Annotated in this window: 17 protein-coding genes and 2 tRNA genes; 15 read left to right on the forward strand and 4 right to left on the reverse strand. The window is 68.5% G+C overall.

The features are described from left to right. Nucleotides 1–107: 107 nt before the first annotated feature. The 12 genes from BJY22_RS02400 (at nt 108) to BJY22_RS02455 (ending at nt 16,688) form a co-directional block, all read left to right on the forward strand. Nucleotides 108–491 (forward strand): anti-sigma factor antagonist, encoded by a 384-nt coding sequence (locus BJY22_RS02400; RefSeq protein WP_167203537.1) that lies wholly within the window; start codon nt 108–110, stop codon nt 489–491. A 57-nt stretch (nt 492–548) separates the two neighbouring features. Next, nucleotides 549–2,273: an MBL fold metallo-hydrolase gene (locus tag BJY22_RS02405; RefSeq protein WP_238350665.1), complete on the forward strand. Its 1,725-nt coding sequence runs from the start codon at nt 549–551 to the stop codon at nt 2,271–2,273. Between the two features lie 10 nt (nt 2,274–2,283). Beyond that, nucleotides 2,284–3,945 carry an alpha-amylase family protein gene (locus BJY22_RS02410; protein ID WP_167203539.1) on the forward strand — a complete coding sequence of 554 codons (1,662 nt, stop codon included), beginning with the start codon at nt 2,284–2,286 and terminating at the stop codon, nt 3,943–3,945. A 10-nt stretch (nt 3,946–3,955) separates the two neighbouring features. Beyond that, nucleotides 3,956–5,002 carry a LacI family DNA-binding transcriptional regulator gene (locus BJY22_RS02415; protein ID WP_167203540.1) on the forward strand — a complete coding sequence of 349 codons (1,047 nt, stop codon included), beginning with the start codon at nt 3,956–3,958 and terminating at the stop codon, nt 5,000–5,002. Between the two features lie 148 nt (nt 5,003–5,150). After that, a complete protein-coding gene (locus tag BJY22_RS02420; RefSeq protein WP_167203541.1) occupies nt 5,151–6,521 on the forward strand; it encodes an ABC transporter substrate-binding protein in 1,371 nt (456 codons plus the stop codon). 4 nt (nt 6,522–6,525) lie between these two features. Then, nucleotides 6,526–7,494, forward strand: coding sequence for a carbohydrate ABC transporter permease (locus BJY22_RS02425; protein WP_167203542.1), 969 nt, complete (start codon nt 6,526–6,528; stop codon nt 7,492–7,494). Next, entirely contained in the window at nt 7,494–8,324 is an 831-nt protein-coding gene (locus BJY22_RS02430) for a carbohydrate ABC transporter permease (protein WP_167203543.1), read from the forward strand. The genes BJY22_RS02425 and BJY22_RS02430 overlap by 1 nt, the downstream gene beginning before the upstream one ends. Before the next feature lie 2 nt (nt 8,325–8,326). Then, the gene (locus BJY22_RS02435) at nt 8,327–9,310 is read left to right on the forward strand and encodes an ROK family protein (protein ID WP_167203544.1); all 984 of its coding nucleotides are present in this window, start codon (nt 8,327–8,329) and stop codon (nt 9,308–9,310) included. After that, nucleotides 9,307–9,918, forward strand: a complete 612-nt coding sequence (locus BJY22_RS02440) for a D-sedoheptulose-7-phosphate isomerase (RefSeq protein WP_337758063.1) — start codon at nt 9,307–9,309, stop codon at nt 9,916–9,918. The genes BJY22_RS02435 and BJY22_RS02440 overlap by 4 nt, the downstream gene beginning before the upstream one ends. Continuing rightward, nucleotides 9,915–12,383 carry an alpha-mannosidase gene (locus BJY22_RS02445; protein ID WP_167203545.1) on the forward strand — a complete coding sequence of 823 codons (2,469 nt, stop codon included), beginning with the start codon at nt 9,915–9,917 and terminating at the stop codon, nt 12,381–12,383. The genes BJY22_RS02440 and BJY22_RS02445 overlap by 4 nt, the downstream gene beginning before the upstream one ends. A gap of 1 nt (nt 12,384) precedes the next feature. Then, nucleotides 12,385–14,823: a glycoside hydrolase family 2 protein gene (locus tag BJY22_RS02450; RefSeq protein ID WP_167203546.1), complete on the forward strand. Its 2,439-nt coding sequence runs from the start codon at nt 12,385–12,387 to the stop codon at nt 14,821–14,823. Continuing rightward, nucleotides 14,814–16,688: a YyaL domain-containing protein gene (locus tag BJY22_RS02455; RefSeq protein ID WP_167203547.1), complete on the forward strand. Its 1,875-nt coding sequence runs from the start codon at nt 14,814–14,816 to the stop codon at nt 16,686–16,688. The genes BJY22_RS02450 and BJY22_RS02455 overlap by 10 nt, the downstream gene beginning before the upstream one ends. Here BJY22_RS02455 and BJY22_RS02460 read toward each other — a convergent pair. After that, nucleotides 16,681–17,526, reverse strand: coding sequence for a hypothetical protein (locus tag BJY22_RS02460; protein WP_167203548.1), 846 nt, complete (start codon nt 17,524–17,526; stop codon nt 16,681–16,683). The two genes, BJY22_RS02455 and BJY22_RS02460, sit on opposite strands and share 8 nt — an antisense overlap. Beyond that, entirely contained in the window at nt 17,523–18,869 is a 1,347-nt protein-coding gene (locus BJY22_RS02465; RefSeq protein WP_167203549.1) for an FGGY family carbohydrate kinase, read from the reverse strand. Before BJY22_RS02465 ends, BJY22_RS02460 begins: the two co-directional genes overlap by 4 nt. A 53-nt stretch (nt 18,870–18,922) precedes the next feature. On the opposite strand from BJY22_RS02465, the gene BJY22_RS02470 reads away from it, so the two are divergent. Then, nucleotides 18,923–19,651, forward strand: a complete 729-nt coding sequence (locus BJY22_RS02470) for a polyprenol monophosphomannose synthase (RefSeq protein WP_167203550.1) — start codon at nt 18,923–18,925, stop codon at nt 19,649–19,651. Here BJY22_RS02470 and BJY22_RS02475 read toward each other — a convergent pair. Further along, a complete protein-coding gene (locus BJY22_RS02475; RefSeq protein ID WP_167203551.1) occupies nt 19,648–20,757 on the reverse strand; it encodes a hypothetical protein in 1,110 nt (369 codons plus the stop codon). The genes BJY22_RS02470 and BJY22_RS02475 overlap by 4 nt on opposite strands. 95 nt (nt 20,758–20,852) lie before the next feature. Next, a complete protein-coding gene (locus BJY22_RS02480) occupies nt 20,853–21,203 on the reverse strand; it encodes a metallopeptidase family protein (protein ID WP_420371411.1) in 351 nt (116 codons plus the stop codon). Between the two features lie 84 nt (nt 21,204–21,287). Between BJY22_RS02480 and BJY22_RS02485 the strand changes: the two genes are divergently transcribed. After that, a tRNA-Glu gene (locus tag BJY22_RS02485) sits at nt 21,288–21,360 on the forward strand. Between the two features lie 59 nt (nt 21,361–21,419). Beyond that, nucleotides 21,420–21,496, forward strand: a tRNA-Asp gene (locus tag BJY22_RS02490). Nucleotides 21,497–21,526 lie beyond the last annotated feature (30 nt).

A 21,526-nucleotide genomic window follows, 5' to 3' on the forward strand; every position in this document is an offset into this window, starting at 1 on the left:
GGTAGACCCGTTGTGACGCCCGCGTGTTGGGGCATACGGTGTGACGGCAGGGCAGTTCCATTTCCGCCAGGACCCGCGTTCGTGGCGCTACCCGGGGGAGAAGCCACGTGACGATCCAGCCAGAGCCGCACGACGGCGAGATGATCCGCACCACGTTCGACGCGGTGACCGAGGAGCTGGAACCAGGTGTCCTGCGGGTCCGGTTGTCGGGCGAGATCGACATCGCGAGCACCGACTTCGCCGCCGAGGCGATCCGGGCCGCTGTCGCACCACCGGCGCGACTCGTGCTGATCGACGTCTCCGCTGTCACGTTCTGCAGTTCCGCCGGGCTGGGCAACCTGGTCGAGGCACGGAACCTGGCCGGCCGGCACAACATCACGCTGGCCCTCGTCGGTGTCGGCCGCCCGGTCGACCGGCCGCTCAGCGTCACCGGACTCGGCGGACAGTTCCGCATCTACGGCACGGCCGACGAGGCGATCGCCGACCTCTGACCGGCACGGCCGGGGTGGAATCGATTCCAGGTCTGTGCATAAGGTGCTGTCGTGATCATGCACACGATCGAGGACACCTGCCTGGTGTACCTGCTCGTCGACCCGTCGTCGCGGACGGCCGTGGCGATCGACGCCGGCAGCGGACGCTGGCTCGACCGCTTGCCGTCGTACGGCGTGGACTCGGTGACCGACGTACTGGTCACGCACCACCATCGGGACCAGGTGGAAGGACTGCCCCTGCTGGCCGCCACCGGCACACGGATCTGGGTGCCGCAGAACGAGGCCGAGCTGATCGCCGACGCCGACCATCACTGGCAGCGGCGGAACGTGGTGAACAACTACGACCTGCACACCGACCGGTCCTCGATCCTCTCGTCGGTGCCCGTGACAGGTGTGATGAAGGACTACAGCACCGCACAGATCGGACACGTGTCGGTGCGGACGCTGCCGACACCAGGTCACACGCCGGGGAGCGTCACCTATCTGATCGACGGCTACGCGTTCACGGGTGACCTCATCCACAGCCCGGGCAAGGTGTGGTCGGGCGCCGCGTTGCAGTGGTCGTACGTCGGCATGGAGGGCGCTGCGATGACTCTGGCGTCCCTGGCGCAACTGCTCGACCACTCGCCACGAGCGCTCCTGCCCAGCCATGGTTCACGGATGGACGACCCGGCTGCCGCAGTGCAGGCGACCTGTGCAGCGTTGCAGGACCTGATCACCGTGCGACTCGGCACACCGAGCGGTTTGCTCGACAAGCTCGAGAGCCCGTACGTCGAGCTGAGCCCGCACCTGCTGATGAACCGGACCAGCGAGTCCCGCAGCTACGTGCTGCTGAGCGACTCCGGTACTGCGCTGTTGATCGACTACGGGTACGACCTGACCACCAGCATCCCCACCGGTGGTCCACGGCATGTGGTGCGACCTTGGCTGCCGAGTCTGCGCGCACTGCAGCGTGACTACGGCATCGAACGCGTCGAGGTGGCGATCCCGACCCACTACCACGACGACCACGTTGCCGCCTTCAACCTGATGCGAGAGGTGCACGGGACAGAAGTGTGGGCATCCGGTCCGGTGGCACACGTCCTGGAGAATCCGACCGACTACGACCTGCCGTGTCTCTGGTACGAACCGATCCCGTGCGCGCAGCACGTCGTGAACGGTTCCGCGATCAAGTGGCGCGAGTACGAGCTGTCGCTGTACGACCTGCCGGGCCACACGTTGTACGCGTCGGCCATCGGGTTCGAGGTGGACGGACAGCGCGTGCTGGCGACAGGTGACCAGCAGACCGGCAGCTGGGAGCCGGGTAGGTCAGCGGAGATCCCGAACTTCCAGTACGCGAATGCCTTCGCGGCTGAGGACTACGTGGCGTCGGCCGCGCTGTACCAGCGACTGCAGCCGGAACTGATGATTTCCGGCCACTGGGACCCGCGCCCGGTGACCCCGTCGTACCTGGACGAGCTGACCCGTCTCGGTGACGAAGTCGCCCGGGTTCATCGGGCGTTGCTCCCACCGGACGACCCGGTGTTCACAGGCACTGTCCGCATCTCGCCGTACCGGATGGACGCCGTCAACGGGCAGCCGTTCACCGTGCGGGTAAATGCGCCAGCTGACCTCGTGGTCCCGGCCGGGTGGGAGTGCCGTCGGGTCAGCGCTCAGGAGTTCGTGGTGATCCCCCAGGTCACCGCGCCGGTACGGCGGGCGCGGATCGCGGCCGGGATCACGCGGGACGGGATCTACCTGGGGCAACTGGCCGAAGCTCTCGTCGACGTACGCCTTTCGTGAAAGGAACCCTGTGGACTACTCCGTGGACGTGAATGCCGGTAAGGCGTACGCGACAATCAGCCGGGACGGGCAGGTCCTGTTCAGCCTGCGGTTGTTCGCCTCGCTCGACACGGTGGGCGGCTTCGACGAGAGCTCCGAACTCGTCGTGGACACGTCCGAGGCAGATGTGGTGACTGTGACGGCCCGGAGTTCGGTCTGGGAGAGCCGGGTGACGACGACCCGGTTCCTGCCGGACCGGATCGAGACACAGACGACGGTCACCGGGCAGGGCCGGCTGACGGACGTGCATCTGCTGGGCGGCCGGCGTACTCCTCGTGGCTTCCTGCCGAGCGGGTCCCGGCTGCGGCAGGTGTATTCGCCCAACCCGGACCACCCGTCGCGGGTCGTGCGGGAGGCGGTCGAGCCGGCAACCATCAGCGTCTGCGGTGAGGGCGGTGAACCGGGCATCGAGCGGTGGCTGTTCACGCCGGCGCCGTGGTGCTTTGCGGCCTCTGCCGACCCGTCGGAGTGGGTGGGCTTCAGCGTGGTCGCACCGATCGCGGAGCAGAACTTCACCAGCTACCACTATCGCCCGGTGACCGCTGGCTTCAGTCTGCAGCTGGACTACGAGGGACACACGGCCGTCGACGGGACGTTCACGACACCGCGGCTCGTCGTACACCTCGGCGGCAGCTCGGCGGAGGACGTCCTGGTGCAGCACCGCGCACTGCTCGACGACGCGGGCGTCGTACCTCCACGGGCGGCTCAACGGCCGGAGTGGTGGTCGGGAACGATCTTCTGCGGCTGGGGTGCGCAGTGCGCGCTGGGAGTCCGTACTGATCAGGCGCCTCAACCGCTGGCTACCCAGAAGAACTACGACTCGTTCCTGGGCACGCTGGCCGATCACGGCATCGTGCCGGAGACCGTGGTGATCGACGACAAGTGGCAGGCGGCGTACGCGACCTGTCGACCCGATCCGGAGCGCTGGACCGACCTGGCCGGGTGGATCGCCGAACGGCACGCGGCTGGTCAGCGGGTGCTGCTGTGGTGGAAGGCCTGGGATTACGAAGGCGCTCCGGTGGAAGCGTGCATCACCGACGCAGGCGGTGCGCCTGTCGGGCTGGATGCGGATTCACCGGCGTGTGTCGAGCTGATCCGGGATGCGGTCACGTACATGCTTTCGGCCGACGGCCTGGACGCGGACGGGTTCAAGATCGACTTCACCGCCCGTACGCCGTCCGGCTCGTCGCTACGGCACAGTGGTCCGCGCTGGGGCTCGGCGCTGCTGCACGAGCAGCTCCGGCTGGTCTACGACACCGCCAAGCAGGTCAAACCGGATGCGCTGGTCGTCACCCACACCCCTAACCCGGCGTACCTCGACGTCACGGACATGATCCGGCTGAACGACGTACTGCACGACCACACGGCCGAGCCGGGCTATGTCGCTCGTCACATGACCTACCGGGCCGGAGTGGTGCGTTCGGTGATGCCGGAGCTGGGTGTGGACACGGACGGGTGGATGATGCCCAGTCACGCGGAGTGGCGTCACTACCTGCAGCTTCAGGACTCGCTGGGCGTGCCCGCGCTGTACTACGTGGACGGCACAGACACGGATCGTTACGACTTCCGGTCCGAGGACTTCGACGCCGTCAAGGACACGTGGAGCCGGTACCGGACGGGACTGAGCACTTAGACTGCCGACCATGAGTCCTCGGGGGCAGGCGGAGCGCGCGGCGCCGGAGCCGGTGCGCCGTCCGACCGTGCAGGACGTGGCGCGCGAGGCCGGGGTCTCGCCGTCGACCGTGTCCCGTGCACTGCACACGCGGGGATACGCCTCTCCCGACGTACGGGCGCGGGTCCGGGCGGCGGCGGAGCGGATCGGGTACGTGACGGACCACAACGCCCGCAACCTGCGCAGCCGGACGTCGACGTCGATCGGCGTACTCATCTCGGACCTCCGGAACCCGTTCTACGCCGACCTCGCGGCGGGCATCGAGGAGGAGCTGCGCGCAGCGGAGTACCAGATGGTGCTTGTCAACGACAACGGTGATCCTGCCGAGGAGATGCAGGCCGCCGAGACGCTGCTGGCGATGCGGGTGCCCGGCGTGATCGTGACGCCGGTGACCGCGAAGTGTCCGCAGGTGCTGCAGGACAACGGGGTGCACGTCGTCTGCGCGGACCGCGAGCTCGGCCGCTCGAACGGCGACGTCGTACTGAGCGACAACAAGTCCGGCGCGCGTGAGCTGACCGAGCATCTCCTCGCGCTCGGCCATACCCGGATCGGGTTGCTGATCGACGAGACGAAGTGGTCGACGGGCGCCGGGCGGCTCGCCGGATTCCGGGCGGCGCACGCGGAGCACGATCTCGAGGTCGACGAGAACCTGATCGCCTACACGAGCTTCGACGCGGACGCGGCCCGGCGCACGACCCGCAAGCTGCTGAACGACCACGAGGTCACCGCGATCATCTCGGCGAACAACGTGCTGGCCCAGGGCGCACTGGCAGAGCTGAAGGACCGGCGGCTGAAGATCCCGCGGCAGATCAGCCTGGCGGCGTACGACGACGTGCCGTGGATGTCGCTGGTCCAGCCGGCGCTGACCACAGTCGACCAGAGCACGGTCGAGATGGGCCGCAGTTGCGCCCGCCTCCTGCTCGCCCGGATCCGCGGCGAGCTCCCCCGTAAGCGCCGGCTGGTCAAGGTACCGGCCCGGCTGATCGTCCGCGGCTCCACGGGTCCCGCTCCGCGCTGACTGCCCGCCGACTGCCGGATTGTTGTCCACAAGTCGCGGCCTGACACCTTGACGCCGGAAGAAAGTCACACATACGGTGCCTGAAACCGAATGTGGCATCGATACCACATTCCTCCACTCGTCCCCTGTCGAGGTTAGGAGCAACGCGATGAAGCACCTGCGCCTTCCCGTGGTGTTGGTCGCCGGCACACTGGTCCTGTCGGCGTGCGCCGGCGTCGGGAACAAGAGCGACTCCGGCGGAAGCGACGGCCAGGCGTCGGCCGACTCGACCCCGTCCGGAACCCTCAAGGTGATGGGTCTCGGCGGTGAGGACGAGGTCGGCCTGGCCCGGATGACCGCCTTCAAGACCGCCTTCCCCGGCGTCACCGTCCAGAACAACAAGGGCGACTTCGACGCCCAGCAGTTCCTCACCGCCGTGTCCAGCGGCAATCCGCCGGACGCCGTCTACATGGGCCGCAACCTGATCGGCACGTATGCCGCGAAGGGCGCGATCCAACCACTGGACGACTGCATCAAGAACAGTGGAATCGATACCACACAGTATCGCGAAGCCGCGATGAACGAGGTCAAGCTCAAGGACAAGATCTACGGCATCCCGGAGTTCTACACCGTCTCGACGAACCTGATCAGCGAGACCGCGCTGAAGTCCGCGGGCGTGCCGGTCAGCGACATCCAGACCACCGACTGGGACAAGCTCGAGGCGACCGCGAAGCAGCTCTACAAGGCGAAGAACGGCCGCCCGGCCCGGATCGGGTACGACCCGAAGATGCCGGACTTCTTCCCGCTCTGGGCGATGGCCAACGGCGCCGAGATCATCAAGCCGGACGGCTCGCCGAACCTCAACGACCCGAAGGCCGTCGAGGCCTTGCAGTTCACCATCAAGCTGATCAACGCCCAGGGCGGCTGGTCGAACTTCAAGACCTTCCGCGACACCTTCGACCTGTTCGGCGAGAAGAACCAGTTCACCAAGGACCAGCTCGCCGCGTTCCCGATCGAGAACTGGTACGTGAACGTCCTGCGCGACGCCCGGGCGAACGGCCTGAAGCTGCAGTCGACGCCGTTCACCGACCGGCAGGGACAACCGATCAGCACGATCGGCGGCTCGGCCTGGGTGATCCCGAAGGGGGCGAAGAACCCGAACGCGGCCTGCCAGTGGGCGAAGACGCTGACCGCGAAGGAGACCTGGCTCAAGGCGGCCGAGGCGCGGATGCAGACCGTGGCGAAGGACAAGAGCTTCTTCACAGGACTGTTCACCGGCAACAAGCAGGCCGACGAGGAGATCAAGGCGAAGTACCTCAAGCCCTCCGGAGACGCCGGCTTCGACGCGGCGATCAAGAACTACTACGACGTCCTCGACAAGGCGAAGTCGCTGAACCCGTCGGCCGCCGGCGCCGAGATCGACGCCGCCTGGAAGAGTGCGGTCGGCAAGGCGCTGGCCGGCTCCGCCACCCCGCAGGCTGCCCTCGATCAGGCCCAGTCCGAGGCCAAGACCGCCTTCGACAAGGCCAGCCAGGGCTGACGGAATGGCGACAACCGTCGAGCGTCCGGCGGCACGCGGGCAGGTAGAGCCCGCGCGTCGCCGGCCGCCGAAAAGAAGTCCACTGGCGAAGCGGGAGGACCGGGCCGGCTGGCTGTTCGTCTCGCCCTGGGTCCTCGGATTCCTGATCTTCACCGCGGGGCCGATGATCGCCAGCCTGGTGCTGTCGTTCACCGACTACCAGATGATCCAGACGCCCCGCGTGGTCGGCCTGGACAACTACCGCGAGCTGTTCGACGACCCGCGGGTGCTGAAGTCGCTCAGCAACACCTTCGTGTACGCCGCGATGTTCGTGCCGCTCGGCACGATCTTCGCGCTCGCGCTGGCGATGATGCTGCAGCGCGTGGGCAAGGCCGGCGGCTTCTTCCGGACCGCGTTCTACCTGCCGGAGATGACGCCGGCGGTGGCCGCCGCGGCGATGTTCCTGCTGCTGCTGAACGGCCAGCAGGGTCTGGTCAACAAGGTGCTCGGCTGGTTCGGCATCAACGGGCCGAACTGGACAGCTGATCCGAACTGGCTGAAGCCGTCGCTCGCGGCCGTCAGCCTGTGGACCGTCGGCGGCACCGTCATCATCTACCTCGCCGCGCTGAACGGCGTACCGAAGCAGCTCTACGAGGCCGCCGAGCTGGACGGAGCCGGCCCGGTGACGCGCTTCTTCCGGATCACGGTGCCGATGATCTCGGGTGCGCTGTTCTTCACGGTGATCACCCACACGATCGCGTCCATGCAGATGTTCGACCAGGCCTACACGATGTTCTACGGGCCACAGCAGAAGGCGACCGCGTCCGACGAGTCGCTGGTCTACATGGTCTATCTGTTCCAGAACGCCTTCCAGTTCTTCAAGATGGGCTTCGCCTCGGCGATGGCCTGGCTGCTGTTCGTGATCATCATGGCGATCACGTTCCTCCAGGTCCGGATCGGCAACCGCTACGTGTACTACCACGGGGAGCGCTGATGATCATCCCTTGGCGGCGGCTGCCGTTCTTCGTCTTCCTGACACTGGGGACGATCGCGTTCGTCTATCCGCTGGTGTGGCTGGTGTCCGCGTCGCTGAAGCCGCGGTCGCAGGTGTTCGACAACCGGCTGATCCCGGAGATCTTCCAGCCGTCCAACTACGTCACGGTCTGGGAGACCGCGCCGGTGATGCGCTGGCTGACGAACTCGCTGACCGTCGGCTTCATGGCCGCCGTGGCCGTCACGCTGTCGAGTGCCCTGGTCGCCTTCGGCTTCGCGTACTTCCGGTTCCGCGGGCGGAACCTGCTGTTCGGCATCGTGTTGTCGACGATGATGCTGCCCGGCGCGGTGACGATGATCCCGGTCTACCTGATCTGGAACAAACTGGGCATGATCGACACCCAGATCCCGCTCTGGGCGCAGAACCTGTTCGGCTCCGCGTTCTACATCTTCCTGCTCCGGCAGTTCTTCCTCGGCATTCCCCGCGAGCTCTTCGAGGCCGGCCGGGTGGACGGCTGCAGCTACTTCGGCCTGTTCCGGCGGATCGCGTTCCCGCTGTGCAAGCCGGCTCTGGTGATCGTGTTCGTCTTCGAGTTCAAGGCGAGCTGGTCCGACCTGATGAAACCCCTGATCTATCTGCAGACCCCGGAGTACTTCACGATGCCGCGCGGCCTGAAGCAGATCATCGACGCCTTCGCCCTCTCGGGCCACTACGAGTGGGAGATCGCGGTGGCCGCCAGCGTGATCGCCGTCGTGCCGATGATCATCCTGTTCGCCTTCGGTCAGCGCTACATCCTCGACGGCGTGGCCACGACCGCGCAGAAAGGCTGAGTGTGACCGAGCAGCAGCCTGTCCTCGCCCTCGACGTCGGCGGGACCAAGCTCGCCGCCGGCGTCGTCACCCGCGACGGCACTGTGCAGTCGTTCTGTCAGATCTCGACGGCGGTGGACGAAGGCCCGACCGCGGTCGCCAAACGCCTGCTCGACCTCGGTGAGCAGGCGGCGGCCGAGGCAGGGCTGCCGGTCGGGACGGGCACCGCCGGTGGGTCCACCGCACCGTTCGCCGCGGTCGGCGTCGGCTGCGGCGGTCCGCTCGATCCCGAGACCGGTGTGATCCTGGGTCCGCCAGGGCTGCCCGGGTGGGACTCGGTGCCGCTCGGGCGGCTCGTCGCCGAACGGTTCGGCCTGCCGACGTACGTCGAGAACGACGCGACCGCTGCGGCGCTCGGCGAGTACCGCTGGGGCGGCTGGGGTGTCGAAAGCCTCGTCTACCTGACCGTGTCCACCGGCTTCGGCGGCGGCATCGTTGCCTCTGGCAAACTGTTCCGCGGCGCGGCCCGCCAGGGCGGCGAGCTGGGGCACGTGGTGGTCAACTGGCAGGGTCGCCAGTGCGGCTGCGGCGCCCGCGGCTGCGCGGAGGCGTACGTCTCCGGTACGTCGATCGCGCGCCGGGCTGCCGAGGCGGCCGCGGGGACCGACTCGACGCTCGCCGGGCTGTCCGTCACCGCGAAGGATGTCGCGGAGCACGCGCTGGCGGGTGATCCGGTCGCGCGGGCAGTGTGGGACGAGACGACCGCGATGCTCGGCCGGATGGTCGCCGTACTGATCAACGTCTGCGAACCGCAGCTCGTCGTCCTGGGCGGTGGCGTGACCCGGGCAGGTGCGCAACTGCTCGATCCGGTGCGGGATGCCGCGCTGCGGCAGGCGATGCCGCCGGCAGCGCGCGCCTGTGACGTCGTACTGAGCCGGCACGGTGATGCGGTCGGCGTGCTCGGCGCCGCGGCGATCGCCTATGAGCGGTTGGGGGAATCGTCGTGACCACGCGACTCGAAGGGCTGCTCGACGGCCAGCTGGACCGGCACTCGGAGGTGGCCGCGGCGATGCGGGCCCAGCTTCCCCAGGTGCAGGCCGTGGCCGACGAACTCATCCGGCGGCTCGCGGCCGGCGGCGTGCTGTACACGTTCGGCAACGGCGGCTCCGCGGCCGACGCGCAACACCTCGCCGGCGAGCTGATCGGACGGTACCTCCGCGAACGGCGGCCGCTGCCCGCGGTCGCGCTGATCGGCGACGCCGCGGTCGTCAGCTGCATCGGGAACGACTACGGGTACGACGACGTGTTCGCGCGGCAGGTCACCGCCCTGGCGCGTCCACAGGACATGGTCGTCGGATTCAGCACGTCCGGGACATCGCCTACGGTGGTGAAGGGTCTGGCGGCGGCCCGCGCCAACGGGGCCTGCTCGGTCGCGTTCACGTCGACGCGCGGCAAGGACCTCGCGGCGACTGCCGACCTCGCGGTCGTCGTACCGGCCGACGAGACCGCCCGGATCCAGGAAATGCACGTCCTCGCCCTGCACCTGGTCAGCGAACTCGTCGACCGCTGGGCCTTCGACACCCCCGCTTCCCCCGACACCAGGAAGGCTCTATGACCAAGCGTGGTCCCCTGCACATGATCGGTAACGCGCACATCGACGCGGTGTGGCTCTGGCAGTGGCAGGAGGGATATCAGGAAGTGCGAGCGACGTTCCGGTCGGCGCTGGACCGGATGGAGGAGTATCCGGACTACGTCTTCACCGCCGACTCGGTCGCGTACTTCAGCTGGATCGCCGAGCACGACCCGGAGCTCTTCGAGCGGATCCGCAAGCGGGTCGCGGAGGGTCGCTTCGAGATCGTCGGCGGCTGGTGGGTGGAGCCCGACTGCAACCTGCCCGGCGGCGAGGCGTTCGTCCGGCACGCGCTGTACTCGCAGCACTGGCTCGCCGAGCACCTCGGCGTGATCGCGACAGTGGGCTGCAACGTCGACCCGTTCGGACACAACGCGAACCTGCCGCAGCTGCTCAGCAAGGCGCGGCTGGACTCGTACGCGTTCCTCCGGCCGCAGACGCACGAACGCGAGCTGCCCGGCCAGAAGTTCTGGTGGGAGGCCGCGGACGGTTCGCGCGTGCTGGCGTACCGGATCCCCCACGAGTACTGCTCGCCGCGCGGCGAGATCACCGGGCACGTCACGAAGGCACTGCAACAGTTGCCGGTGACAACCGAACCGTTGATGGTGTTCTACGGCGTCGGCAATCACGGCGGCGGTCCGACGATCGAGAACATCGAGTCGATCAAGCAGCTCGCCCAGCGCGACCTGTACCCGGAGATGTTCCCGTCGACGATGCGCCGGTTCTTCGACGAGGCGCGGACGTTCGACGGCATCCCGGTGCACCCGACCGAGCTGCAGCCGCACGCAATCGGCTGCTACGCCGCGCACTCCGGGGTGAAGCGCCAGAACCGGCTGGCCGAGCAGGCGCTGCTCGCCGCCGAGAAGTGGACCACGATCGCGTCCACGGTCAGCGGCATGCCGGACGCGACCGCGGAGCTCGGGCACGCGTGGAAGCAGGTGATCTTCAACCAGTTCCACGACATCGCCGCCGGCACGGCGATCGAGCCGGCGTACGACGACGCACGCGACCAGCTCGGTGAGGCGAAGTCGATCGCGGCCCGGCTGGCGAACCGCTCGATCCAGTCGATCGCGCGGCAGATCGACATCCCGGCGGAGTCGATGATGGTGCCGGTCGCGGTGTTCAACCCGCACGCCTGGCCGGTGACCGCGACGGTCGAGCTCGAGCTCGGCTATCCCGCCCCGATGCGCGGGGCGATCGAGCTGCGCGAGGGCCTCGACGGCCGGATCCTCGACCTCCAGGAGGTCCGGTCGGCCGCGACCGCGGGCGGCCGCCGGCGGGTCGCCTTCACGGCGAACGTCCCGCCGCTGGGCTATCAGCTGTACACGATGCGGACCGGCGACGAGCCGTCGTACCACCTCGGCGCTCCGACCGGTGACGGTCTGGTGCTCGACAACGGCACGGTCCACGCGGAGATCGATCCGAAGACCGGCTGGCTGAAGTCGCTCGCGACGGCAGGCGGGCCGAACCTGCTGGCCTCGGGCGTGGCGCACGCCCAGGTGATCGACGACGACACGGACACCTGGAGCCACGGAGTACGGTCGCTGTGGAAGACCGTCGACTCCTTCAAGGTGCAGCGCGTACGGCGGCTCGCGGACGGCCCGGTGCGTCAGTTGGTCCGGGTGGAATCGACGTACGGGCGGTCGCGGCTCGTCGAGGAGTTCGTGCTGGACGCGGGCTCGGACGCAGTCGAAGTGCGGGTCACGGTGGACTGGCGCGAACAGCTGAAGTCGCTGAAGCTGTGCTTCCCGTTCGCGCTGCAAGAGTCGGTGGCGACGCACGAGATTCCTTACGGGCACCTGGAGCGCGAGCAGAATCGCGAGGAGGTGCCGTCGCACGCATGGGTCGACATCTCCGGTCCGAACGGCGGCGTCGCGGTACTCAACGACGGGAAGTACTCGTTTGCCGTCGACGGCACGACGGCCGGCCGGTCCGTGCTGGCGATGACTGCGGTGCGCTCGCCCGTCTATGCCTGGCACGACCCGTGGCAGCTGGACGAGGACGGTGTGTACGAGTACCTCGATCAGGGCATCCAGCGGTTCACTTACCGCCTGGTGCCCCACGGCGGCGACTGGCGAGCGGCGGGCGTGGTCCGTCGTGCGGCCGAGCTCAACCAGCCGGTCACCGCGTTGATCGAGTGCTTCCACCCCGGCCCGCTGCCGCCGTCGCAGTCGTACGTGACCGTGACGGGCGCCGACAACGTCGTCGTCTCGGTCCTCAAACGCGCCGAGGACAACGGCGGGGCCACCGTCCTCCGGGCGTACGAGACAGCGGGACGCGACGCGGGGGTAACGATCGACCTGCCCTTCCTCGGCCGTACCTTCGACACCACCTTCACGCCGCACGAGGTCAAGACGCTGCGTATCCCGGCCGACGGCGACGTCAGCCCCACCGAGGTCGACCTGCTCGAATGGGACCCGGCCGCGCCGCCGCCGATCACGAGCGAGTGAGATGCGCGTACTTCTCGACAGGGAGCCCTGGAGGGTCCGGGGCTTCCTCGGCGACGAGTGGCGGCATCACCGGGTCTGGGGCACGCTGCGCGAACCTGACGCGTGGCTGCCCGCTTCGGTACCGGGCAGCGTCGTCGACGATCTGTGGCGTGCGAACTCCGTACCCGATCCGTATACCGGCCTGAACACGCGGGCGATCGAGTGGGTCTCCGACCGGCACTGGGCCTACCGGCACGAGTTCCGCCTGGACCCGCCGCCGGCGGGACAGCAGGCGTTCCTGTGTCTGGACGGCGTCGACCACAGCGCCGTCGTGTACCTCGACGGCACGGAGCTGGGACGGGTGGACGGCATGTTCGTCGCCACCCGGTTCGACGTCACCGAGCTGGTGCGGACGTCGGCGTATCACACGCTGGTTGTCGTCGTGGAGCCGGCGCCGGTGAGCGAGCCGCAGGTGGGGCACACGGCCAAGGTCCGGGCGCACAAGTCCCGGATGACCTACGGCTGGGACTTCTGTCCGCGGCTCGTCCACCAAGGCATCTGGCAGTCCGTGTACGTCGAACTGACCGGACCCGCCCGCATCACGGACCTGACCGTGACCGCGGACCGGGTCCTGGTCAGGGCCTCAGGCAACGACCTCGTGGAGCTGACGCTGACGGACGCCGACGGGGTCGTGGTCGCGAGCGGTGACCGGGCGCTCGAGGTGCGGGATCCTCGGCCGTGGTGGCCGAACGGGAGCGGTACGCCGTACCTCTACCACCTGACCGCGACCGCGTATTCCGACGGCGTGGTGAGCGACCGGCGGGAGTACGAGATCGGGTTCCGGACGGTGCGGTTCTTCCGGGCCGAGGGCGCGCCCGACGACGCGGCGCCGTACGGCATCGAGGTGAACGGCCGCAGGATCTTCGCCAAGGGCTGGAACTGGGTGCCCCTCGACCTCAGCTACGGCGTACCGCGACCTGATCGGCTCGGGCACCTGTTGGACCTTGCTGTCGACGCCGGGGTGAACCTGCTGCGCGTCTGGGGTGGCGGGCTGATCGAGACACCGGAGTTCTACGCCGAATGTGATCGCAGAGGTCTGCTCGTGTGGCAGGAGTTCTCCCAGTCGAGCTCCGGGATCTCGTCGACGCCGGCCGACGACGAGGACTTCGTCGCGATGATGCGTTCGCAGGCGGAGGCGATCGTGCCGCGCCTCCGGCACCACCCGTCGCTCGCGATCTGGGGCGGCGGCAACGAACTGCAGGCGGGCGAAGGCGAACCCCTCAACGATGCGCCGGTCCTGACCGCTGTGGGAGACGTCGTACGGCGTCTCGATCCCGGGCGACTGTGGTTGTCGACCTCCCCGACCGGTCCCGCATTCCTCAACCGTCTCGACCTGATCGAGCAGGCACCGGACGACCAGCACGATGTCCATGGGCCGTGGGAGCATCAAGGGCTGCGCGACCATTACGCGTTGTACGACGCGGGGACGGCGCACCTGCTGAGCGAGTTCGGTGTCGAGGGGATGACAATGCCGCGTTCGGTCGCTCAGGCGGTGCCGGAGCCGGAGCGCCGGCTGCCGACCCGCGGACGTCCGGTCTGGGACCATCTGGGTCGCTGGTGGAACAACGAGACCCTCGTCCAGGAGTCGTTCGGGAACCGGATCCGGGACCTGGACACGCTTGGCCTGGCGAGTCAGTTCCTGCAACGCGACGGGCTCCAGTACGCCACGGAGGCCCACCGCCGCCGCTGGCCGCGCTGCGTCGGCACTCTCCCGTGGCAGTTCAACGAGCCCTATCCCAACGCCTGGTGCACGTCAGCGGTCACCCACGCCGGCGAGCCGAAGCCTGCGTACTTCGGGGTGTCCGCCGCCTACCGTTCTGTCCTGGTCGGCGCAGTCTGCTCGCGCCAGTCCTGGGCCGGTCGCGCCGAGCTTCGTCTCCCCTTGTGGTTCCTCTCAGAGGGTCCACTCCCACCGGCTACCGTCACTGCCCGTCTCCTCACCTTCAACGGCGCGGAGCTCACCACCCTGACGTGCAAGGACGTCTCGGCGGATGCCTTCGCGGATGAGCTACGTGCCGCCACACCCACCGAGCCGTTCGTCGTGGACCTCCAGTTGGTCGCCAGTGACGTCCGCGCGGAGCGGCGCTACGTGCTGACCGGCACCGACGATTTCGCCGAGCTGCTCGATCATCGGATCGAAGTGGACGCAGAACTGTGCGGTGACCAGTTGCGCGTGCGGCACCTGTCAGGTCCGGTGGCGCCGTTCGTGCGTGTTCGGGATGCGCGTCCGGTACAGGGCGACGCCGGCGGATGGCTGCGGGTCTCGGACAGCGGTTTCGTTCTGCTGCCCGGTGAGGAGCGCATGATCGACGTCCGCTGGTGCGGCGCCGGTGGCGACCGGGTGATCGCGATCGACGGGCTCGGACTACATCCCAGAGAGAGGCTGATCCGGTGCAGCTGAACGTAGCGCTCGAAACAGCCGACGGATCCCCGATCGTCGATTCGCCTGACTGGCGGATCGATCTCGAGGTCACACCGGTCGGCGCCGACGAGCACGCAGTACAGCTGCGGGTGCAGTACGACGGAGCTGCGGCGGCCGATGCGCGTGTGCGACTCGAGGTCGCCGTGCCGGCCGAACCGTACTGGCTGATCCCCGGATTGTTCTACGGCGCCAACCGGGATCCGGCCTGCGCTCGGCTCTACCCGCGGTATGCGCCTGGTGAGCTGGATGCGGAGACGCTGATCGCGGACCGGTGGGCGTTCCGGGCGGATCGCGCCGCGACGCCGGTCGTCTTCGCCTGGGGCGACGAGGGTGGTGTGGCGCTGTCCGTCGGCGCCAACACGTCGCTCGGTCTCACGGGACTCGGCCTGGGCGCCGGACCGGACCGGCCGGCGACCATCTGGGTCTCGCTGCCGTATCGCGAGGAGCCGTTCAGCTACGTCGGCGAGCCTCGTGGAGTCGACGCGCTCGCAGACTGCTACCACTGGGAGCCGGGTGAGAGCCACGAGATTCACGCGAGCCTGTGGACGTTGCCGGCGGATCGGCACAGCTACGCGCCGGTGCTCCAGGTGCTGCGTGATCGTGAACGCGCGGCCCGTCCGCCGGTCACCCCCTGGGTCGACATCGCCGAGGCTGCGGAGCTGACGGCGTACGGCCTCTGGCGCTGGCACTACCGGGAGGATCCCGCCGTACTGATCGAGACCGCGCTGTTCGACCGCGAACTCGCGGGTGATCTGGGCGATCGTGGCGACCGGCTCGCGATGCACGTCGCGTGGGTCAGCGGGATCCCGTACGCGCACGCGCTGCTGCGGCACGGCCGACGGGTCGGCAACCCGTCGTACATCGAGGCCGGTACGGCGGTGATCGACCACATCACGTCCAACCTGACCTCGGCCGGGACCTTCTTCGGCACGTGGTACGCCGGGAAGGGCTGGAAGCAGTCGTGGACGCCGGTGCCCGGCGGGCTGCACGCGCGGACGCTGGCCGAGGCAACGCTCTTCACACTGCGGGCGGTCGCCGCCGAGCCGGTCGACCATCCGGTGTGGCGCGATGCGGCGCTCAGCAACCTGGAGTTCGCGCTGGCGGCACAAGATGCCGAGGGCAACTTCGGGGGCATGTACCACCTGGAGACCGGCGAGGTGCTGTCCCGGCTCGGAACTGCCGGTCTGACCTGGGTCGGCGCGATGGCGGAGGCGTACGAACTCTTCGGCGACGAACGTTTCCGCGAGGCAGCGCGCCGCGGCGGCCGGTACTACGCCTCCTTCGTCCGCAACGAGATACTGTGTGGCGCCCCGGAGGACGTGGATCTCGCCCCGACGTCGGAGGACGGGTACGCCGCCTTGTTCGCGTACGTCGGCCTGCACCGGATCGATCCGTCCGAGGAATGGCTTGGCCTGGCGTGCCATGCCGCCGATTGGATGCTGACGTTCCGCTACAGCTACGACGTGCGGTTCGACCCCGAGACGATCCTCGGCACGTACGGTTTCCGGAGCCGGGGCGCGGATCAGGCGAGCCCGTCCAACCAGCACCTGCACAACTACGGACTGATCTGCACCGCCGAACTGGCCGCGCTCTCAGCCCTCACCGGCGACGACAGCTACGCGACGTCCGCCGCCGAACACCTCAGCTTCGCCCGGCAGTTCATCGCCCGCCACGACGGTGACTTCAACGCCCGCCGTGGCATGGTGACCGAACGCTATTACCAAACCGCATGTTTCGGCCCACCGGGAGCGCTCCTGACGCTCTCGCACTCCTGGTGCATCGGCGTCCTCCTGCTGGCCACGGAGGACGTCCTGACCCGACCGGAGCTGGCTGCCCTCAGCTGACCTTCGTCCAGGGCCGGCCGTGTTCGTGGACGATGTCGGCGATCAGGGCCAGCCGGTCGCGGCAGGTCGTCGCGAGGACGGCTGACGGGTTGTCGGTTTCGAGTGCGGGGGTCCAGATCGCTCGGCCGGCGAGCGTGCCGGAGGCGCCGCCGCGGCAGGCCAGTTCTACGGCTCGGGGGAAGTCGTCGCGGGCTACACCGTTGGACAGGACCACCCACGGAACGGGAAGCGTCTCGGTGAGTTGCTGGCAGGTGGCGATGATTCCGGGGGCGTCGCCTGTGCCACGGCTCGGGACCTGCGCCTTGTAGAGGTCGGGGCGGACGGGTCCCAGGGCCTCGGCGGCGTCGAGGATCGCCTTGTCCAGGTCGAAATCGTTTTCGTCGTCGGCCGGTTGTACGACGGGCTCCAAGACGGAGAGGAGGCCGGCGGCAGCGCAACGGCGTACGAACTCCTCTGCCATCTCTCGACGCCGGAGCTGTTGGTTGTCGCGTTTCCAGATCACCAGGAGTTTGAGGGCGACCGCTCCGGCCGCGCGGGCTGCCTGTGGGTCGACGGTCTCGTCCAGGTGGGTGTCGGTGACCGGTCCGCCGCGCTCCTGGGTCAGGGCATCGGCAGCGAGGATCCACCCGGGACGCGACGGCGCGTCGTACCCCTGGTCGATCAGGAAGCCGGAGGCCAGCGGGGCGAGGTGTTCGGCGACGGCGGCCTTGAAGGACCGGATCGCCTCCGGGTCGTCGGGGCGGCCGTGGCCGGCGAGCATCGTGCGCAGGCTCTCGCGCTGATCCATTGCCACCATCGCGAAGGTGCCGTCGGGGTACGCGAGTGCATCGAGGGTCATGAGACCACCTTATGGAATCGATGCCAGAATGCGCCATCCCACGTCTCAGTCAACTGCGGATCGACCGCGAGAAGCCTTGACGGCAAAGGTTTCGACGGCTGCCCCGTCACCACCTCGGCCGCCATCAGGGCAGCACCCTGCGCCGCGGCTGCCTGATCGTCCAGTACGGCGAAGGCGCGGCCGCCGGTCGCACACGCTTTCCGGGCCATCCATCCGCCCAGCCGTACCGGACCCCCGAACGCGACCGTGCTGCGCCAGTCGATCCCGAGCAGCCGCGTCTGCTCCTCGGCCATCCAGCGCGCGTGGAAACTCAGCGCGTCCACGAGCGCCCGCAGATCCTCGGCCGGATCGTCCACGCGGCGCGTCACGTCGTACGTCGATGTGGGATCCGGCGCCGGCGCCTGGCGTCCCTGTGGGTACGGCGCGATGAAGCGATCGCTGGGCGGACCAACCGGTTCGAGAACGCTGTGCAGCCAGGTGTAGTCGCGGTCGACTGCAGTGAGGCGCTGCTCGACCAGTCCGCCGGCGGCGCCGTTACCGGACACTGCGCAGCCGTGCTGCCCGTCGACGTACCAGCTCATGCTGATGCCCTGCTGGCGGAGCTCATCGTCCAGTACTAGTCCAGGGCTTGGTGTGATGACTGCTTCCGCCGTACCAAGGGAGTCTGCGACCTGTCCCGGCTCCCGCACCCCAGCGGCCCAGGCTCCGACCAGGTGGTCATGGCCGCACAGTACGACTGGTACGCCGTCCGGTGTGGACGCGGCGACCGTCATCGGCTCGACTACAGGCGGCAGGTCCAGCCCGCCGTACTCGAGCAGCTCCTGGTCCCACTGCCGGCGCTGCAGATCCAGTACGCCGAGGCGCTGCGCGTGGGTCAGGTGCATCGCATGCGAACCTGTCAGCGCTGCCAGCACCAGATCGGGCACACCAGCCCACAGACGGGTCCTCGCCGCCAGCTCGGGCTGTGTGTCCCGCAGCCACCGCCAGGTCACCAGTGGAAGCTTCGGACTCAGCCGGAGACCTGTGCGGGCGTACAGCGCGGCCGCTCCGAGCTCCGCGTCGAGCTGCTGAGCCTGCTCCACACCCGGCTGATCACGCCAGGTGATCAGCTTCGTCAGCGGCCGCAGCTCGCGGTCGAGCGGTACGCCGGTCTCAGCCATCGCGGTGATGCCGATAGCATCGACATGCTGTCCCTCCGACAGCTCCGCGACCAACCGCCGTACGGCGTGCTGCAAGGCCTCCGCGTCGTCCGGCGTACGGACGGAACGTACTGACCCGTCGGGAACTCGGCACACCTTCAGGTTCGTCGTACCGACATCGACACCGAGCGCTATCACATGCACGACCCTAAACCGGGGATGCGATAGCGTCCGGTGATCTCCGACAAAGGAAAGCCATGGGTGAGCTGAGCAAGATCGTGGTCGTCGTACCGACCTACAACGAGCGGGAGAACCTGCCCGTGCTGGCCGGGCTGCTGTCCGACCTGAACCTGCCCGGCCTGGAGCTGCTCGTCGTCGACGACAACTCCCCCGACGGCACGGGCGACGTCGCCGACGAGCTGGCGAAGGAGTCGCCGGAGAAGGTCGGCGTACTGCACCGGACCGCGAAGGACGGCCTCGGCCGCGCGTACGTGGCCGGGATCACCCGCGCGCTCGACGAGGGCGCCGACATCGTCATCCAGATGGACGCCGACCTCTCGCACCCGGCCTCGGTCATCCCGACCATGGTCGAGACGCTGCGCACCACGGACGCCGGCGTCGTGATCGGCTCCCGGTACGTCCCGGGCGGCTCGGCCGCCGCCGAGTGGGGCTGGCACCGGCGCGCGCTGTCCGCGTTCGCGAACTTCTACGTGAACGCGATCCTGCGGCTGCACGTCAAGGACGCCACGGCCGGGTTCAAGGCGTGGAAGGCGGACACCCTGCGCTGGATCGACGTGGCGTCGATCGAGAGCAACGGGTACTCGTTCCAGGTCGAGATGAACTACCGGACGGTCAAGCGCGGCAGCAAGATCGCCGAGGTGCCGATCCACTTCGAGGAGCGCACCGAGGGCGTGTCGAAGATGAGCCTGAAGGTCCAGCTCGAGTCCGCCCTGATGCCCTGGAAACTCCTCTTCGGCCGCTCCTAGATCGAACGCGCCACGGACGCCAGCATCCGGTCGGCGGCCTTGAAGACCGCCGACCGGTCGTTCCGGCCGGCCGCGACGCACACCGTGACCGTCACGTTGTGCACGGTCTCCACGCCGGTCAGCGTCGTACATTTCGCGACCAGCGACACCACCACGCCGTTCTTCGCGGTGATGCGGCCGGAGTACGCCTGCTCGGCCTGCGCGCCGACGTTCGAGTTCGCGGGCGGCATGGTGCGCACCGCGCCCTTCTTGACACCTTTCATGCCGTCCGCGGCGATCATGTCGTCCACTGCCTGAGCGACGCCCAGTCGCGCGGGCCAGCCCGCCGGACTGACGGCGACCAGGACAGCACCGGGGAGCGCGGACGTCTCGAGGATCACCGACTGCTTGGTCGAGTCGGTCTTGCGCCAGCCCGGGGCGGGGGTGACGTAGATGTCGTCGTACACGTGGACGCCCGCGTCGATGTCCTTGAGCGTCCTGCGTCGCTCGCCCACCGGTGGCGGGGTGGTCTGGGACGGGGGCTCTGTCGTCGGGGGTTCTGTTGTCGGGGGCGCGGTTGTCGACGGCTGGGTGGACGGGTTGGTCACGCCGTCCGAGTAGGTGGCGGTCGGGACCTCTGCGTCGGCGGTGTCGTCGTTGCCGCGGGTGGTGACGAAGAGGACGGTGCCGGTCAGCAGGAGCAGTACGACCGCGACGGCGCCGATCAGGAGCCAGGGGGCTTTGCTGGGCGGCTTCTGGTTACCGGGGTACTGCGGGCCTGGGGCGTACGGCAGCTTGCTGTACTGCGGGTTGACGTACGGCTGCGGCGGTTGCTGGGTGTACTGCGGCTGCTGGTGGTACTGCGGTTGCTGCGCGTACCCCGGCTGCTGCGCGTAGTGCGGCGGCTGGCCGTACTGAGGTGGCTGGCCGTACTGAGGTGGGGCGGCGTGCCGCGGCGGGTGGGTGCTGGGCTGCGGCGGCGTACCACTGGGCTGGGGGCGGCCGTACTGCGGCAGCGGGGCGGTGGGTTGCGGCGGGCCGCCGTACGACTGCTGCTCCGGGCCCTGTGGCGGGGTGCCGTACGGGCGGGGGTCCGGGTTCCAGGCAGGGGGCTGGGGCTCGGTCACGGCGAGGCCTCACTCGATCGTTCAAATATCGGGCTGGACCGGTCCCCGAAACCGGCCGGATGAGGCTACCCCACCGAACCGCGATCGGCCTACGGTCAGCCGTACCCGAGTTCGTGCAGCCGGGCGTCGTCGATGCCGAAGTGGTGGGCGATCTCGTGCACGACCGTGATGTTCACCTCATCGACGACGTCGTCGACGGTCTCGCACATCCTCAGCGTGGGATTGCGATAGATCGTGATCCGGTCCGGCAGTACGCCGCCGTAGTAGTGCCCGCGCTCGGTCAGCGGGATGCCCTCGTAGATCCCGAGCAGCTCCGGATCGCTCGCCGGCGGCTCGTCCTCCACGAACACCGCCACGTTGTCGATCAGCGCCGCCAGCTCCTCGGGAACCTCGTCCAGCGCCTGCGCGACCAGCACCTCGAAGTCGGCCCGGCTCATCTCGATCACCCCGCCAGTATCTCGTTTTGGAAGCTGGCGCGGTCTCCTCTATGCTTACGGCTGTCCCTGGAGCTTCGGCTCCCGCGGGTCCGAGTCCCCATCGTCTAGTGGCCTAGGACGCTGCCCTTTCAAGGCGGTAACGCGGGTTCGAATCCCGTTGGGGATACGGTCGAAAGGCCGGTGCAAGAAGTACCTCGAAGATGCTGTAAGATCATCGAGTCATATGGCCCAGTGGCGCAGTTGGTTAGCGTGCCGCCCTGTCACGGCGGAGGTCGCGGGTTCGAGTCCCGTCTGGGTCGCCAGGAGAAGGCGGCGGTGTAAAACACCGCCGC

The sequence above is a fragment of the Kribbella shirazensis genome (assembly GCF_011761605.1).
Lineage (GTDB): Bacteria > Actinomycetota > Actinomycetes > Propionibacteriales > Kribbellaceae > Kribbella > Kribbella shirazensis.

Bases quoted from the DNA above. Each gene is read 5' to 3' on its own strand.
- BJY22_RS02405 (WP_238350665.1), top strand. From the start codon at position 549: ATGCACACGATCGAGGACACCTGCCTGGTGTACCTGCTCGTCGACCCG.
- BJY22_RS02415 (WP_167203540.1), top strand. From the start codon at position 3,956: ATGAGTCCTCGGGGGCAGGCGGAGCGCGCGGCGCCGGAGCCGGTGCGC.
- BJY22_RS02420 (WP_167203541.1), top strand. From the start codon at position 5,151: ATGAAGCACCTGCGCCTTCCCGTGGTGTTGGTCGCCGGCACACTGGTC.
- BJY22_RS02425 (WP_167203542.1), top strand. From the start codon at position 6,526: ATGGCGACAACCGTCGAGCGTCCGGCGGCACGCGGGCAGGTAGAGCCC.
- BJY22_RS02430 (WP_167203543.1), top strand. From the start codon at position 7,494: ATGATCATCCCTTGGCGGCGGCTGCCGTTCTTCGTCTTCCTGACACTG.
- BJY22_RS02445 (WP_167203545.1), top strand. From the start codon at position 9,915: ATGACCAAGCGTGGTCCCCTGCACATGATCGGTAACGCGCACATCGAC.
- BJY22_RS02450 (WP_167203546.1), top strand. From the start codon at position 12,385: ATGCGCGTACTTCTCGACAGGGAGCCCTGGAGGGTCCGGGGCTTCCTC.
- BJY22_RS02460 (WP_167203548.1), bottom strand. From the start codon at position 17,526: ATGACCCTCGATGCACTCGCGTACCCCGACGGCACCTTCGCGATGGTG.
- BJY22_RS02470 (WP_167203550.1), top strand. From the start codon at position 18,923: ATGGGTGAGCTGAGCAAGATCGTGGTCGTCGTACCGACCTACAACGAG.